Annotated in this window: 14 protein-coding genes; 10 read left to right on the forward strand and 4 right to left on the reverse strand. The window is 69.1% G+C overall.

Annotated features, from left to right (window positions below; all coding sequences use genetic code 11):
* Positions 1–129: 129 nt before the first annotated feature.
* The 3 genes from GHC57_RS04400 to GHC57_RS04410 all read left to right on the forward strand — a co-directional run bounded on the left by GHC57_RS04400 (position 130) and on the right by GHC57_RS04410 (position 3188).
* The gene (locus tag GHC57_RS04400; protein ID WP_153341576.1) at positions 130–672 is read left to right on the forward strand and encodes a TRAP transporter small permease subunit; all 543 of its coding nucleotides are present in this window, start codon (positions 130–132) and stop codon (positions 670–672) included.
* Positions 669–1991, forward strand: a complete 1323-nt coding sequence (locus GHC57_RS04405; RefSeq protein ID WP_153341578.1) for a TRAP transporter large permease — start codon at positions 669–671, stop codon at positions 1989–1991. The genes GHC57_RS04400 and GHC57_RS04405 overlap by 4 nt, the downstream gene beginning before the upstream one ends.
* An 84-nt stretch (positions 1992–2075) precedes the next feature.
* Positions 2076–3188 (forward strand): TRAP transporter substrate-binding protein, encoded by a 1113-nt coding sequence (locus GHC57_RS04410; RefSeq protein WP_153341580.1) that lies wholly within the window; start codon positions 2076–2078, stop codon positions 3186–3188.
* A 293-nt stretch (positions 3189–3481) separates the two neighbouring features.
* Here the strand turns inward: GHC57_RS04410 and GHC57_RS20395 are convergent, their stop codons facing one another.
* The gene (locus GHC57_RS20395; RefSeq protein WP_153341582.1) at positions 3482–4792 is read right to left on the reverse strand and encodes a LysM peptidoglycan-binding domain-containing protein; all 1311 of its coding nucleotides are present in this window, start codon (positions 4790–4792) and stop codon (positions 3482–3484) included.
* A 161-nt stretch (positions 4793–4953) separates the two neighbouring features.
* Here GHC57_RS20395 and GHC57_RS04420 point away from each other — a divergent pair, with 161 nt between their 5' ends.
* From GHC57_RS04420 to GHC57_RS04435, 4 genes are all read left to right on the forward strand, one after another.
* A complete protein-coding gene (locus GHC57_RS04420; protein WP_153341584.1) occupies positions 4954–5673 on the forward strand; it encodes a cytochrome b/b6 domain-containing protein in 720 nt (239 codons plus the stop codon).
* A gap of 103 nt (positions 5674–5776) precedes the next feature.
* Positions 5777–6469 carry a biliverdin-producing heme oxygenase gene (locus GHC57_RS04425; RefSeq protein WP_153341586.1) on the forward strand — a complete coding sequence of 231 codons (693 nt, stop codon included), beginning with the start codon at positions 5777–5779 and terminating at the stop codon, positions 6467–6469.
* Entirely contained in the window at positions 6466–9282 is a 2817-nt protein-coding gene (locus GHC57_RS20215) for an ATP-binding protein (protein ID WP_153341588.1), read from the forward strand. The genes GHC57_RS04425 and GHC57_RS20215 overlap by 4 nt, the downstream gene beginning before the upstream one ends.
* 149 nt (positions 9283–9431) lie before the next feature.
* Entirely contained in the window at positions 9432–10394 is a 963-nt protein-coding gene (locus GHC57_RS04435; RefSeq protein WP_153341590.1) for a calcium/sodium antiporter, read from the forward strand.
* Positions 10395–10399: 5 nt separating this feature from the next.
* Here the strand turns inward: GHC57_RS04435 and GHC57_RS04440 are convergent, their stop codons facing one another.
* Together GHC57_RS04440 and GHC57_RS04445 are read right to left on the reverse strand one after the other, a co-directional pair.
* Positions 10400–10870, reverse strand: coding sequence for a M67 family metallopeptidase (locus GHC57_RS04440; protein WP_343031104.1), 471 nt, complete (start codon positions 10868–10870; stop codon positions 10400–10402).
* The gene (locus tag GHC57_RS04445) at positions 10867–11241 is read right to left on the reverse strand and encodes a hypothetical protein (protein WP_153341592.1); all 375 of its coding nucleotides are present in this window, start codon (positions 11239–11241) and stop codon (positions 10867–10869) included. Before GHC57_RS04445 ends, GHC57_RS04440 begins: the two co-directional genes overlap by 4 nt.
* A gap of 51 nt (positions 11242–11292) precedes the next feature.
* On the opposite strand from GHC57_RS04445, the gene GHC57_RS04450 reads away from it, so the two are divergent.
* The 3 genes from GHC57_RS04450 to bcp all read left to right on the forward strand — a co-directional run bounded on the left by GHC57_RS04450 (position 11293) and on the right by bcp (position 14076).
* Positions 11293–12324, forward strand: a complete 1032-nt coding sequence (locus tag GHC57_RS04450; RefSeq protein ID WP_153341594.1) for an RluA family pseudouridine synthase — start codon at positions 11293–11295, stop codon at positions 12322–12324.
* A gap of 161 nt (positions 12325–12485) precedes the next feature.
* Positions 12486–13400, forward strand: coding sequence for an RNA polymerase sigma factor RpoH (gene rpoH / locus GHC57_RS04455; RefSeq protein WP_153341596.1), 915 nt, complete (start codon positions 12486–12488; stop codon positions 13398–13400).
* Between the two features lie 208 nt (positions 13401–13608).
* Positions 13609–14076, forward strand: a complete 468-nt coding sequence (gene bcp / locus GHC57_RS04460; RefSeq protein ID WP_153341598.1) for a thioredoxin-dependent thiol peroxidase — start codon at positions 13609–13611, stop codon at positions 14074–14076.
* A 109-nt stretch (positions 14077–14185) separates the two neighbouring features.
* Here the strand turns inward: bcp and ppa are convergent, their stop codons facing one another.
* Positions 14186–14716, reverse strand: a complete 531-nt coding sequence (gene ppa, locus GHC57_RS04465; RefSeq protein ID WP_153341600.1) for an inorganic diphosphatase — start codon at positions 14714–14716, stop codon at positions 14186–14188.
* Between the last annotated feature and the right edge of the window lie 274 nt (positions 14717–14990).

Genomic DNA, 14990 nt, shown 5'->3' on the forward strand with positions numbered 1-14990 from the left:
TGCAATGACACCACGTTCAATGACAAGGGGTGGTCGCACCATGAGGTTGGAACGACGGGGGCGGGCGCGGGCGAATGCCCCGTTCGGTCCCAGCGCCGGGTTGACCCGGCGGAAAAGGGAGGCGCCGGCATGCCCCGTCCGATAGTGCTCTATGTCCAGGTCGTCGATTGGGTCTCGCACAAGTTCGGGTTGCTGGCGATGTGCCTGATCTTCGTCATGATGGCCGTGCTGCTGCTCGACGCCTTCACCCGCAACGTGGTGAACATCCCGCTGCACTGGTGCATCGAGATGGCTCAGTTCATCCTCGCCGCCTATTACTTCGTGGGCGGGGCGCACTCGCTGCAGTTGGGCGACCACGTGCGCATGGATCTGATCTATGACCGGCTGTCCGAGCGCGGCAAGGCGTGGATGGATGTGGTCACCAGCAGCTTCATGATCTTCTATCTGGTGTGCCTTCTGATCGGGGCGGTCTCCTCGACCCTGTATTCGCTGCAGTACAACCAGAAGCTCATGTCGGTGTGGGCGCCGCCCCTGGCGCCGATCAAGATCATCATGGTGTTCGGCATCGTCCTGATGCTGCTCCAGGTGCTCTCCGTTCTGTTCAAGGACCTGGCGACGGCTCGGGGCGTGACGATCCCCGGCGTGCGGATGCATGAGGAAACGGCGGTATGACCCATGAAATGATCGCCATGACCATGTTTGGCGTCATGATGGTGATGCTGCTGACCGGCCAGAGGGTGTTCGCGGCCATCGGCGCCGTGGCGGCGGGCACGGCCCTGCTGCTGTACGGCGACGGCGCCATCGAGATGCCCTTCAGCCAGGCCTTCAAGGTCTTCAACTGGTTCCCGCTGCTGACGCTGCCCCTGTTCATCTACATGGGCTACATGCTGTCGGAGTCCGGCATCGCCGACGACCTGTACAAGATGTTCCACGTCTGGTTCGGCACCATGCACGGCGGTCTGGCCATCGGCACCATCGGGCTGATGGTGGTGATCTCGGCCATGAACGGGCTGTCGGTCGCGGGCATGGCCATCGGGGCCACGATCGCGCTGCCGGAACTGCTCCGGCGGGGCTACGACAAGGTCATGGTGACCGGCGTCATCCAGGCGGGGTCATCGCTGGGGATTCTGGTGCCCCCGAGCGTGGTGCTCGTGCTGTACGGCATGATCGCGCGCCAGCCGGTGGGACAGTTGTGGCTCGCGGGCGCGCTGCCCGGCCTGATGATGGCCACGCTGTTCATTATCTACATCTACGTCCGCTGCCGCATCCAGAAGCACCTGGGGCCGACCCTCTCGCCCGAGGAACTGGACATCCCGCTGGTCGAGAAACTGCGGCTGCTGCGCGCCGGCATCATTCCGTTCCTGGTCTTCTTCCTGATGACCGGCCTGTTCGTGATGGGCTACACCAGCCTGGTCGAGAGCGCTGCCGTGGGTGCGCTGGCGGCGACGGCGGCGGCCCTGTTCAAGCGGCGGCTGACGGCCCGGGTGCTGCATCAGACGGTGCGCAAGACGCTCGGCATCTCCTGCATGTTCCTGTGGATCATCCTGGCGGCGCTGGCCTTCGGCGCGGTGTTCGACGGCATCGGCGCGGTGCGCGCCATCGAGACGCTGTTCATCACCCGCTGGGAGCTGAGCCCGTGGGAAGTGCTCATCATGATGCAGCTTTCCTACATCCTGATGGGCATGTTCCTGGACGACACGGCCATGCTGGTGATCGTGGCGCCCCTTTACGTGCCGCTGGTGGGGGCGCTGGGCTTCGACCTGATCTGGTACGGCGTGCTGTACACGATCACCTGCCAGATCGCCTACATGACGCCGCCCTTCGGCTACAACCTGTTCCTGATGCGCGCCATGGCGCCGCCGGAGATCTCGTTGATCGACATCTACCGATCCATCATTCCATTCGTGATCGTGATGACCATCGGCCTGATGCTCGTCGTGATCTTCCCCCAGATCGCGCTGTGGCTGCCGAACACCGTGTACGGGAACTAGGGCCATTGCGCCGTGCGGTCCCGGGGCGCCCAGGGGGGTCCCGGCGTCCGAGCCAGACCTGAACCAAAACAGGAGACGACAGGGATGAAGAAGACCGACAAGACCACGATCATCCGCCCGGACGACGCCGCCAGCGGCCCGGCCGACGCCAACCGTCGCGGCTTCCTGAAGACCGCCGGCCTCGCCGGGGCCGCCGCCGCCGCCTCCACCCTGGCCGCCCCGGCCGTGCACGCCCAGAACGGCCCGATCCGCTGGCGCCTGCAGACCTATTCCGGCGCGCCCCTGGGGGCGCACGTCATCAAGCCGCAGATCGAGGCCTTCAACAAGGCCGCCAACGGTGAAATGGAGATCGAGCTGTACTACGCCGACCAGCTCGTTCCCACCAGCGAGCTGTTCCGCGCCCTGCAGAACGGCACCATCGACGCCGTGCAGTCCGATGACGCCACCATGGCCTCGCCGGCCGACGTGGCCGTGTTCGGCGGCTACTTCCCGTTCTCGACCCGCTACAGCCTCGACCTGCCGGTGCTGTTCCAGCGCTACGGCCTGAACGAGATCTGGAAGGAGGCCTACGACGAGATCGACGGCGTCGAGTGGATCTCCGCCGGGGCGTGGGACCCGCTGCACATCTTCACCAAGGAGCCGATCCGCTCGCTCGCCGACATGAAGGGCAAGCGCGTCTTCGGCGTGCCGACCGCCGGCCGCTTCCTGGCCCGCTACGGCCTGATCCCGGTCACCGTGCCCTGGGACGACGTGGAAGTGGCCATCCAGACCGGCCAGCTCGACGGCGTGGCGTGGTGCGGCTTCACCGAAGCCTACGAGGTGGGCTGGGCCGACGTCTGCAACTACGCGCTTCTGAACAACGTGACCGGCGCGTGGTGCGGCTCCTACTTCGCCAACTCGGACTCCTGGGCGAAGGTGCCGGAGCACCTGAAGGAGCTGTTCAAGATCACCATCGACCAGTCGCACTACTACCGGCAGGTCTGGTACTGGGGCGGCGAGGCCGACCTGCGCGTCAACGGCAAGAAGATGGAACTGACCACCATCCCGGCGGAAGAGTGGGACACCGTGGTCAAGGACGCCGAAAGCTTCTGGGACGAGATCGCGGCCTCCAGCCCGCGCGCCGGCCGCGTGGTCGAGATCTTCAAGGAGTACAACAAGGTCATGGAACAGGTGGGCGTGCCCTACCGCTATTCGTGAGTCTGGATGGGATCGGCCCTGAAACGGACCCGTCCGTTTCAGGGCCTCCGCCGCGTCGCGGCGCCGGCCCGGCCGGGCCGGTGCCGCTCGGTGGGTGAGTTACACTCACCCACCGCTGGTATCAAAGTCATCCCGAGCCGCCGGAGGCGGGGAGGGATCTCGGGAGGAAGTGTGAAGCGGTGCAGGAAGCGTGTCCGTGCCCGAGATCCTTCGGTCGCTTCGCGTCCTCAGGATGACCGCCAAACGTCGGACTCTTAGTCCAGGCACCAGCTCTTCAGAATGGTAACGATTCTTCAATCCCCACCATCGCCCTCATCCGGCACGACGAACACTTGTCCGGGGTAGATCAGATCCGGATCGCGGATCTGGTCGGCGTTGGCCTGATAGATCACGGTGTACTCGATGCCGCGCCCGTACACCGCCCGGGCCACGCGCCACAGGTTGTTGCCGGGCTGAACCACCAGCAGCGCCTCGCCCTCGTCCCCGCGCCGGAAGGTGAAGTCCGTATGCTGGAACGGCAGTTCCACGCGGGTTTCCACAGCCCCGTCCGGCCGCACCTGATCGACCCGCAGGGTGTAGACCCGTTCCTCCAGGCCCGCCGTGTCCGGGCGGGCGGTCCAGGCGCCGGAGGCATCCGCGCGCACCTGGGCCACCGGGGCGTTGTCCATGTAGAGGTTCAGCACCGCGTTGGGCTCGGCCGTGCCGGCCAGGGACAGGGCGCCGGTGCTGGAATAGTCCACCCGGCCGACTTGTAGGGTCCCTTCCGCCACCTCCGGCGTCGGTCCCTGGAGCAGACGGCCGGTGCCGCCGCCGACGCGCGGGGCCTCCAGCGCGATGACCGGCGCAAAATCTCCCCTGGCGCCCGTTTCCGGCGCACGGGATGAGCCGCCCTCCCGCTCGGGCACGGACAGCACCACGACCGTGGGGGACAGGCGGGCCTGGGCGGCGGGGGCCGGTCCCGCCGTGTCGCCCCCCCGGGCGCTCAACGACAACTCGCGCGCGCCCGGCGCGAACGGCGTGTCGGGCAGGTAGACCCACTGGCCCTGGCGGTCGGCCGTGGCCTCGCCGATGGCGGCCCCGTCGGCGAGCACGGACACCGTCGCCCCCGGCGCGGCCCGCCCGGCGATGACGGCGCTGCCGTCGGGGTCCACGCGGACCACATCGAAGGTGGGCGCGTCGGGGCCATCGGGCGCGCCGCTGGCCTCCACCCTGGGCGGCGGGACGGCGGCCGGCAGCGCGGCGGACGCGGCCGCTTCGGGCGGGGTCTCGCCGGCGTCCGGTACGCTCGCAACGACGACGGGGCGGGAGGCCGCATCGGATACGCCCGCCTCGGCCGACTGTCGGGACGGGGTGGCCGGATCGGGTGCCGTGGCGGTCAGCGTCTCGCGTGCCTCGGCGAACGCCCGATCCAGGGTCGCGCTGCCGGTGGAGGTTTCGGTCGGAGCGCCGTCCTCGGCGACGACGTCGGGCGAGTCCGTCTCCGTCGGCGTCTCGAATGTGGAATGGAACAGCACGGGCATCGACAGGAAGGCATGAATGCCCAGGATCGCCACCACCAGGACGGCGGCCGCTCCCACAATGCCCCACAGGGTTCGCGTGTCCACGGTTGCGCCTCCCCATTGCCCCGGCCGCCCAAGCCGGGTCCGCCCGGGCCCTGACGGTTCCCCTGGACAGTCCGGCCCTGACTCGATATGGGCGTGTCTCGGGCGCGCGGTCAACCGGGCTGTGCTCCCGCGACCGGATCCGCAGCAGGGAAGTTCAGTCCATGGCGTCGTCATCCGAGACCGGGGCCGCCCCGGCCGCTTCGTCCGCCCCGCGCGTGGCCGTCAAGATCTGGGACCTGCCCACCCGCCTGTTTCACTGGAGCCTGGCCGTCGCACTCGGGGTGTGCTGGTGGAGCGGCGAGGAGGGCAACTTCACGGTCCACTTCATCTCGGGGCATGTGGTGTTCGGGCTCGTGCTGTTCCGGCTCGCCTGGGGCGTGATCGGCAGCCAGACCGCGCGGTTCTCCGATTTCGTGAAGGGGCCGGGCGAAATCGGCCGCTATCTGCGCGGCCTGTTCAGCACCACGCGCAAGGACAACGCCCTGGGCCACAATCCGGCCGGCGGGCTGATGGTGATCCTGCTGCTGCTGGCCACCGGCGGACAGGCCCTGACCGGCCTGTTCGCCAGCGAGAACACCTGGGCCTTCGTCTCCGGCCCGCTGGCCTCGCTGGTGGGCAGCGACCTTTCGTCCACGATCACCAGCCTGCACAAGGGCATCCTGTTCGACACCCTGCTGGTGCTGGCGGCGGTGCATATCGTGGCGGCCTTCGGGTACCTGTTCATCAAGAAAGAGAACCTCATCCGCCCCATGGTGATCGGTCACAAGAGGCTGCCGGCCGAGGCCGCCGCGCGCGCCCCGCGTCTGGCGAACCCGCTGCTGGCCCTGCTGGTGGCGGCGGTGGCGGCCGGCGTGGCCTATGGGCTGCACAGCCTGACGTGACGGGTGGACCCGGGGTCCGGCCCGCATGCAGTTGACCGTGGATTGGCGCGCGGGCGCCTGATAGCGTAGCGAGCCGGTCAACTCTACCGTCGAGGTTTGCACCGTGACCGTTCATCCCGATCTGACCGCCTCGTCCGCCGCCGGGGACGAGGCCGCGCTCTCCACGCCCGACGATGCGGATCGAGCGGGCGGCGATCCTGTCCTGATGGCGCGGCTGCGGGCGGCGACGCGCGATGTCCACGACGCCCTGCACGAGCATCACGCCCTGGGCGATCTGCTCGCCCCCAGCCTCGGCGCGCGGCGCTACCGCCACATCCTGGAGTGTTTCGATGGGTTTCTGGCGGCGGCCGAACGCGAGGTGCTGGTGCCCGCCGACGGCTGGTTCGCCGCGAACGGATTCCATCGCGTCTCGCGGCGGTACGACCTCGCCCGCGACCTGACCGATCTGCGCGAGGCCGGAGCCGCTCCCCCGCCCGAACCCGCCCCGGAGCGCCCGCCCGGCGGGCTGGGGGTCGCCCCGGGCGAGGGCGCGGCGCTGGGGGTGCTGTATGTGGTCGAGGGCTCGCGGCTGGGCGGGCGCGGTCTGGCGCGCCATCTGGGCCGCGCGCTGCCGCGCTCGTCCGCCATGGCGACGCGTTTCCTGGGGTCTCCGGGAGTCGATATCGGGGCTCACTGGCGTCAGGTTGGCGCCCTCATCAACACCCTGGGCCGCGATCCCGCGCGCGCCGACGCGGCCGTCGGCGCCGCCTGCGCCGCCTTTTCGGCCCTGACCGCCTGGTTCGACGAGGCCCCATGACCGGATCCCAGCCCGACCGTGCCGCCGACCTGCCGACGGTGGACCTGAGCGAGTGCGAGAACGAGCCGATTCACCTGCTGGAACTGGTCCAGAGCCACGGCTGCATCCTGCTGCTGGCGGGCGAGCCGCTGACGGTCATCCAGGCCAGCAACAACACCGATCGGTTCCTGGGCCGGACCGCCGAGCAGATCCTGGGCCAGCCGGTCGAGGGCCTGCTGGATGATCTGGCCGCCGACCTGCTGCTGGACCTGATGACCGAAGGCGGGGTCCGGACCAGCGAAGGGCACCCGTTCGGCCTGTACGCCCGCTCCACCGTGACCGGCCGCCGCAGCCAGCGGCTGCGCGGCCTCGCCCGCCGCATCGAGCACGCGGGGCAGCCCTGCCTGATCCTGGAGCTGGAGCACTGTCCGGAATCGGACGAGGACGACGCCGAACACACCTATGAGGCCGAAGGGTTCGCCATGGCGGCCCTGACCGAGAGCGAAAACCTGTACAAGCTGCTCGATCAGGCGGTCCACGCCATCGCCGGGCTGACGGACTATGACCGCGTCATGGCCTACATGTTCCATCCCGACTGGTCGGGCGAGGTGGTGGCCGAGTCCTTCTCCGGCGACCTGACGCCCTTCCTGGGGTTGCGCTATCCGGCGTCCGACATTCCGTCGCAGGCCCGCGACCTGTACCTGTCGAACCGTCTGCGGGTCATCGCCGATGTGGGCAGCGTCAGCGTGCCCATGCTGCGCGGCGCGCCGTCGGTGGCGGAGGAAGCGCCGCTGGACCTGGGTCAGGCGGTGCTGCGCAGCGTGTCCTCCTATCACATCGAGTATCTGCGCAACATGGGGGTGGCGGCGACGCTGGTGACATCTCTGGTGGTGGATGGGCGGCTGTGGGGGCTGATCGCCTGCCACAACTACAGCCCCAAAATGCTGCCATGGCATCGGCGCGAGGCCATGGACCGTCTGAGCATCCGCATCTCGGAGCGCATCGGCGACATCCTGACGATTCAGCGCTCGCGCCAGAAGCGGCGCAAGCGGCGGTTCCTGGATCTGATCGGCGCGGCCCAGCGCCAGACCGGCAATGCGCTGGAGACCCTGTTCTTCGGCGCGCCCCGGCTGGCCGACGTGGTGCGCTGCGACGGGCTGGCGGTCTGCGCGCCGGGCCGGGTGGCCGCCACCGGCAACACGCCGGCGCCCGGCGATCTGCGGGCCTTCCTGGAGCGGGTGGCGATGCTGGCCGAGGACGGCCTGTTCGTCTCGGACGCCCTGAGCGCCGCGGGCGGGTTCGAGGACGTGCTGCCGGCCGGCTGCTGCGGCGCCCTGGTGGTGATCGTCAGCCGGGATCCGCTCGTGGCCCTGGCCTGCTTCCGGGACGAGGTGGTGCAGGAGGTGCACTGGGGCGGCGATCCCAACAAGCCGGTCGAGGTGGATGCGGCCTCGCAGCGCCTGTCGCCGCGCAAGTCCTTCAACCTCTGGCGCGAGGAGGTGCGGGGCCATGCCCGGCCCTGGGAGGACTGGACCATCGACCTGTTCCGCGACCTCGCCGAGGTGCTGACCGAGTCCCTTCCCGGCCGGGACAAACGGGACCGTGCGGCGCTGTGGGCGGAGGCCGTGGATGCGCTCATGGCCGGGTTCGAGCGCCGCGCGCCCACCATCCTGGAGGGGCTGGATCTGGCCGACAACGGGGCGCTGCTCGCGGTGCCCGGGCCGGACGGCTCCAGGGGCCGGGCCGGCGTGCCGCGCGACGTGGCGCTGGCGGCCAACGCGGCCTTTTGCGTCCAGTTCGACGTGGACCATGCCGACATCCTCGGGCGTCCGGTCGTGGACGTGCTGGTGGCGATGGGCCTGCCCACGGGTCTGGTGGACCTGCCCCAGGGCGGCGTGCAGGAGGTCGAGTGGTGGTCCGGCACGGCTGGGCACCGCACGCTTCAGGTCGTGCGCCGGGGGCTGTTCGCCGTCGACCGCGATGGCGAGTCGCGCGCCTGGGGGGTGTTCACGTTCGACGACGTGACCAACATGTACCGCACCCAGCGGGCGCTGACGGCCGCCCGGGCTCAGGCGCTGGCGCGGGCCCGGGGGCGCACGGAGTTCCTGGGTCAGCTCGCCCGGGAGCTGCGGGTTCCGCTCCATGCCATCCAGGGCTTCGCCGAGTCGCTGGAGACCGGCGATCAGGCGGTGATCGCGGATCGGTTCCGCGAATACGCCGGGGAGATCCGGGCGCTCAGCGGGTCCCTCATGGATCTGCTCAATGAACTGCTGGACGTGGCGCGGCTGGAGACCGGGGGCGACCCCGGGTCGGCCGGGGTGTTCGACCTGACGCTTCTGGTGGGCGAGGTGTGCCGCGCACTCAGGCAGAGCGGGCGGGATCGGAACGTCTCGTGGGACTGGCACCTGCCCAATGAGCGCATCCTGATCCAGGGCGACGAGGGGGCCATCCGTCATGCGCTCTCCACCCTGATCGGGGCGGCCCTGCGCGCCAGCCCGGCCAGCGGGTCGGTGATGGTGCGCGTGACCATGGAACGGGGCGGCGAGCCGCGGGTCTCGGTGAGCGATTCCGGGCTGGGCCTGGGCGAGGACGACCTGATGGCCCTGCAACGGCCCCTGGACGCCGCGGTGTCCCATGCCGGCGGCAGTCTGGAACCCCGGCGGGGCCTCGGGCTGTCGCTGGTGCGGGCGCTGATCGACCTGCACGGCGGCGGGGTCTCGGTCACCAGCAACCCGGGGTCCGGCACCACGGTCCATATCACGCTGCCCCGGCACCGTGTGGCCGGGCGCGACAATGCGCCCGCCAAGGCGAAAAAGAACGCATCGGACTCCTGATCCCAACGGCATCTGATGATGACCGTCGAAGTCCGTGGCCGGCCCGACTGGGCCGGCGCCGCGAAGCGGCGGAGGCGATGAGCCGGACGAGTCCGGGTCATCGCCGATCAGGATAATGAAAAGGCCACTGCAGCCAGAGGGGAACCAGAATGTCGAGCACTGTGCTGGTGATCGGCGGCTTCGTGCTGCTGGTGCTGGGGGGCGAGGGGCTTGTGCGGGGGGCGGTCTCCGTGGCCCGGCGCCTGGGGGTGTCGCCGCTGCTGATCGGGCTGACGCTGGTGGGGTTCGGGACCTCCACGCCTGAACTGGTGACGAGCATGCAGGCCGCGCTGGCCGGGTCCTCCGGGATCGCGGTGGGCAACGTGGTCGGCTCCAACATCGCCAACATCCTGCTGATCCTGGGCCTGACCGCGCTGATCCGCCCCGTTCTGGCCCATCCCGTGGCGTTCGGACGCGATGGGCCGATGGTGGTGCTGGCCGCCGTGGTGGCCATGGCCGTGACCATGCTGGGCGTGGTCTCGCGGACCAGCGGCCTGATGATGGTGCTGCTGCTGATCGCCTATGTCACGATCACCTACCTGCGGGAGCGGAAACAGCCCGATGCCTCCGCCGACATGCACACCGCCGAGGCGGATGCGGCGGGATCGGCCCCCATGGGCCTGTTTCCGTCGCTGCTGTTCCTGTTCGGGGGCATGGTCTTGGTGGTGCTGGGCGCGCGGCTGCTGATCGACGGCGCGGTGGCGATCGCCGCCGGGCTGGGCGTGTCGGACACCCTGATCGGCCTGACCATGGTTGCGGTGGGCACCTCGCTGCCGGAACTGACCACCTCGATCGTGGCGGCGGTGCGGGGGCAAGGCGATGTGGCCTTCGGCAACATCATCGGCAGCAACATCGTGAACGTGCTGGGGGTCCTGGGCGTGGTGTCCATCGTCACCCCCATCGCCATCCCGGCCGAGATCGCGGCCTTCGACATCTGGGTCATGCTGGGGGCGACGGCGGCCCTGGTGCTGGCTGTGGTCACCGGCTGGCGGGTCAGCCGGCGCGAAGGCGCGGTGCTGCTGCTCGGCTATGCGGCCTATCTGGGCTGGCTGGCCATGAGCGCGGGAGCCTAACCCCGTCAGGACCGTGAGATGATCGGCAGCGGGCGGAACCCGGCGGCGGGCGCGCCGGGCTCCGGGCCGGGCACGACGGTCCAGGCGGTCACGGGCGGGTCCGGCGTGGTCCGGTCCGCAAGCCCCACGATGACCCACACCAGGTCCGGTTCGAAGGCGGCCCGGCGGTCGGTCTCGCTGGGCTCGGCCGGATGGCCCGGATGGCTGTGGACGTGGCCGATCAGGCGCGACGGCCTGCCGCGCAGCTGGCGCATCAGGTCGAACCGGGCGGCCGGGTCCACCTCGAAGCGATCCGGACGGCCGCTGGCGTCCACGTTGGTGGTGGGGTGGACGGCCTCGACCACCAGGGCGCCGCTTTGCGTGTCGTCGGATCCCACCAGCAGGCCGCATCCCTCGCGCGGCCACGCCGCCCGCATGTGATCGAGCAGCACGGCCCGCGCCCCGGCGGGCAGCACGAGGGCCGTGGGTCGTGTCACTGGATGGAGCGTGTCGGCGCGGCTTCCAGCCCGATCACGCCCAGCGTGCGGCCGCTCGCCGTGTCGATCACGACCACGCGGTCCGGGCGGCCACCGTCCGTCAGGCCGAGCAGAAGGCGTCCGTGGCCGTCGCTGGTCATGTGGGCGATGCGGCTGCCGGCGGGCTCGCCCAGATGCACCGGATCGAACGGGCTCGCCGGCGCGGGCACGGGCGCGGGCACGGGGCGCGCCAGACCCGCCGGCGCGACCTCGGGCACCGCGCCGTCCTTCGCCATCTCCTCCGACGATTTCATGAGCCCGTAGATCACGAGGCCCATCCCCGCGATGATGAGGACGCCCATCGTGGCAACCAGGATCTTGACGGCACGCATCGAATTGGCCTCGGGATCGTTAATCATGCATGGATGGTATAGAGGCAGAGCATGGGGCAGGGCAACGACGCGCCGACGGGGCAGGGCGGCGCGCCGACGGTGTTCGAGGCGGCCATTCCGGAGGACGGCGCGGGCCTGCGTCTGGACCGATGGCTTGCGGGGGCGCATGGGGGCCATTCGCGGGAGCGGCTGAAGGCTCTGATTCTGGGCGGCGCGGTCACCCTGGACGACGCGGTGGCGACGGATCCAAGTCTGCGAGTCCGCGCCGGGCAGCGGGTCCGGCTGGCCGAACCGCCGCCGGTGGATGCCGCGCCGCGGCCGCAGGACATGCCGCTGACGGTGGTGTTCGAGGACGCCCATGTGATCGTCATCGACAAGCCGGCCGGGCTGGTGGTGCACCCGGCGCCGGGGGCCATGGACCATACCCTTGTCAACGCGCTGCTGGCCCACTGCGGCGACAGTCTGTCCGGCATCGGCGGGGTGCGACGGCCGGGCATCGTCCACCGGCTGGACAAGGACACCAGCGGCCTGATGGTCGTCGCCAAGTCCGATTCGGCGCACCAGGGCCTGGCGGCCCAGTTCGGGGACCGCACGCTGCATCGGGTTTATCACGCCCTGGTGTGGGGTGTGCCGGCGCCCGCGGCGGGCGAGATCGACGCGCCCGTGGGTCGTCATCCCACCCAGCGCACGCGCATGGCCGTGGTGGCGCGCGGCGGCAAGGCGGCCCTCACCCGATACCGCACCCTGCGGGCCTATGGCACCGCGCTGGCCCGGGTGGAATGCCGGCTGGCGACCGGACGGACCCATCAGATCCGGGTCCATATGGATCATATCGGTCATCCCCTGGTGGGCGACCAGACGTATGGGCGCAGTCCCCGCCGCCCGCCGCGCCGTCCCGACCTGCCGCCCGAGATCATGACTCGTCTGATCGGGCTTCAGCGGCAGGCCCTGCATGCCGTGGCGCTGGGCTTCGTTCATCCCGTCACTGGTGAACCGATGCGCTTCGAGTCCCGTATGCCTTTGGAAATCGAGGAGATCTTCACCTCCCTGGAGACGTTACGAACTTTTCATCCCGATTCCTGACCAATTTAGTACCATTTCGGTGGACTCGGGAGAACGCGGTTCGATAGGATTAATACCAAGGGCGCCGGTCGGGCGTGAGACCCGAGACGGCGACGGTGGCTTCCGGTTGGTCCGGGGATTCGGGCAGCCGGGCGCGGCAGCGGCAAGAAGGAGAGCGACCCATGGCGAACGCAACCGGCGGCCTCCTTGGCCTTGAACCCGAAAGCAACCTCTCCCGCTACCTGCAGGAGATCCGCAAGTTTCCCATGCTGGCGCCTGACGAGGAATACATGCTCGCCAAGCGCTATCAGGAGTCGGAAGACGGCGATGCGGCCCACCGACTGGTGTCCAGCCACCTGCGTCTCGTGGCGAAGATCGCCATGGGCTACCGGGGCTACGGCCTTCCCATGGGCGAGGTCATCTCCGAGGGCAACGTGGGCCTGATGCAGGCCGTCAAGCGCTTCGACCCGGAACGCGGCTTCCGACTGGCCACCTATGCCATGTGGTGGATCCGCGCCTCGATCCAAGAGTACATCCTGCATTCCTGGTCGCTGGTGAAAATGGGCACCACCGCCGCCCAGAAGAAGCTGTTCTTCAATCTGCGCAAGATGAAGGGGCAGCTCCAGCTTATGGAGGACGGCGACCTGCCGCACGAGAGTGTGACCACGATCGCCACCAAGCTGGGCGTGCCCGAACAGGACGTGGTGAACATGAACCGCCGGCTGGCCAGCCCGGACCATTCGCTGAACGCGCCGGTTCGCATGGATGGCGAGGGCGAGTGGCAGGACTGGCTGGTGGACGACAGTGTCTCTCAGGAAACCCTCCTCGCCGACGGCGAAGAGCTGGGTCAGCGCCGGACGCTGCTCAAGCAGGCCATGGAAACGCTGAACCAGCGCGAGCGCCACATCCTGACCGAGCGGCGTCTGAGCGAAGAGCCCATGACGCTGGAGGACCTGAGCCGCGAGTACGGCATCTCGCGCGAGCGGGTGCGTCAGATCGAGGTGCGGGCCTTCGAGAAGCTGCAGAAGTGGATGCACAAGGCCATGCCGACGCCCACCGCGCCGGCCGGCCGTGATCCCCTGCCGGCGCCCGCCTGACCCGGCGACAGTCTCCGTCGCCAAGGCGGATGGCTTCGCGGCCATCCGCCTTTTTCCTTTCGAGTGCTGATCGGCGATGAACCGGACACATCCGGTGCATCGCCTCCGCCCCTTCGCGGCGCCGGCGCAGTCGCGCCGGCTGATGGACGCAATAGGTGTCCGTTTCGTCCATCAAATTAAACTCCCACAACAAGAGGAGAGTCGTTCCATGACCGTCGAGATCGGCCAGCCCGCCCCGGAGGTCGCCCTGCCCACGGACGGGGGCGGCCGGGTGTCGCTGGCGGACCTGAAGGGCAAGGCCGTCGTGCTGTACTTCTACCCCAAGGACGACACGTCCGGGTGCACCAAGGAGGCGATCGCCTTCAAGGACAGCCTCGCCGACTTCGAGGCGGCGGGCGCGGTCATTGTCGGCGTCTCCAAGGACCCGGTCGCCAAGCACGACAAGTTCAAGGCCAAGTACGAACTGCCGTTCACCCTGGCATCGGACGCCGAGGGCGATGTCTGCGAGCGCTACGGCGTCTGGAAGGAAAAGAGCATGTACGGCAAGACGTACATGGGCATCGAGCGCACCACGGTGCTGATCGACGCCGCGGGCATCGTGCGGCAGGTCTGGCCCAAGGTGAAGGTCCCCGGCCACGCCGACAAGGTCCTGGAGGCCGTGCGAGCGCTGGGGTAGGGCGGGTCCTGCCGCACACATGCGAACGGCGCACCCCCGGGTCGGGGATGCGCCGTCGCAATGGAGATATGCCCGGGCGAGATATGCCCTTGGCTGGCCCCGGTCGCGCTCAGGCGTCCTTCGCGGCCACGATGGCCTTGCGGATGACGTCGAAGGCTTCCTGCGGATCACCCCAGCCGATGATCTTGGTCCACTTGCCGTCTTCCAGGTCCTTGTAGTGGGTGAAGAAGTGCTCGATGCGGTGAAGCTCGGTCGGCCGCACGTCGTTATAGTGGTTCACGTTGTCGTGATACGGGTGCAGCTTCGTGTGCGGCACGGCGAAGATCTTCTCGTCCATGCCCGATTCGTCCTGCATCTTCAGCACGCCGATCGGGCGCACCCGCATGACGGCGCCCACCGCGACCGGAATGCGGCCCAGAACCATGACGTCCACCGGGTCGCCGTCATCCGACAGCGTGTGCGGGATGAACCCGTAGTTCACCGGGTAGTGCATGGCGGTGTGCAGGATCCGGTCCACGTACATGGCGCCCGACTCCTTGTCCACCTCGTACTTGATCGGGTCGCCGCGCAGCGGGATCTCGATGATGACGTTGACGTCCTCGGGCGGATTCTGGCCGATGGGAATCTTTTTCAGGTCCATGGTCCTGCACTTGTCCTTTCAGAACAGGGGATTGAAAAGTGGCCGCACCATACGCGGTTTCCCGGGGCGGTCAATGACCGTGCCGCGACGGCAGCGCGGCGGCCCGCGGATGTCATGCGGATGTCATGCGGTCGTCATGGGGGGAGCGACATCCGGGCGCGCCCCGGTCCCCGGGTTTGAATGACGTGTGACATTCGCGCCCGGGCACGGCATGATGCGCCGGTGCGCGGTGTCCGGGGCCCCCGGCGGGCCAGGGCGGCGCGTGCGATGGCCC

It is taken from the genome of Roseospira navarrensis (genome assembly GCF_009601025.1).
Taxonomy (GTDB): Bacteria; Pseudomonadota; Alphaproteobacteria; order Rhodospirillales; family Rhodospirillaceae; genus Rhodospira; species Rhodospira navarrensis.

Coding starts and splice junctions, on each gene's coding strand:
- GHC57_RS04400 (WP_153341576.1), top strand. CDS start 130: ATGCCCCGTCCGATAGTGCTCTATGTCCAGGTCGTCGATTGGGTCTCG.
- GHC57_RS04405 (WP_153341578.1), top strand. CDS start 669: ATGACCCATGAAATGATCGCCATGACCATGTTTGGCGTCATGATGGTG.
- GHC57_RS04410 (WP_153341580.1), top strand. CDS start 2,076: ATGAAGAAGACCGACAAGACCACGATCATCCGCCCGGACGACGCCGCC.
- GHC57_RS04420 (WP_153341584.1), top strand. CDS start 4,954: ATGGCGTCGTCATCCGAGACCGGGGCCGCCCCGGCCGCTTCGTCCGCC.
- GHC57_RS20215 (WP_153341588.1), top strand. CDS start 6,466: ATGACCGGATCCCAGCCCGACCGTGCCGCCGACCTGCCGACGGTGGAC.
- GHC57_RS04435 (WP_153341590.1), top strand. CDS start 9,432: ATGTCGAGCACTGTGCTGGTGATCGGCGGCTTCGTGCTGCTGGTGCTG.
- GHC57_RS04445 (WP_153341592.1), bottom strand. CDS start 11,241: ATGCGTGCCGTCAAGATCCTGGTTGCCACGATGGGCGTCCTCATCATC.
- GHC57_RS04450 (WP_153341594.1), top strand. CDS start 11,293: ATGGGGCAGGGCAACGACGCGCCGACGGGGCAGGGCGGCGCGCCGACG.
- rpoH (WP_153341596.1), top strand. CDS start 12,486: ATGGCGAACGCAACCGGCGGCCTCCTTGGCCTTGAACCCGAAAGCAAC.
- bcp (WP_153341598.1), top strand. CDS start 13,609: ATGACCGTCGAGATCGGCCAGCCCGCCCCGGAGGTCGCCCTGCCCACG.
- ppa (WP_153341600.1), bottom strand. CDS start 14,716: ATGGACCTGAAAAAGATTCCCATCGGCCAGAATCCGCCCGAGGACGTC.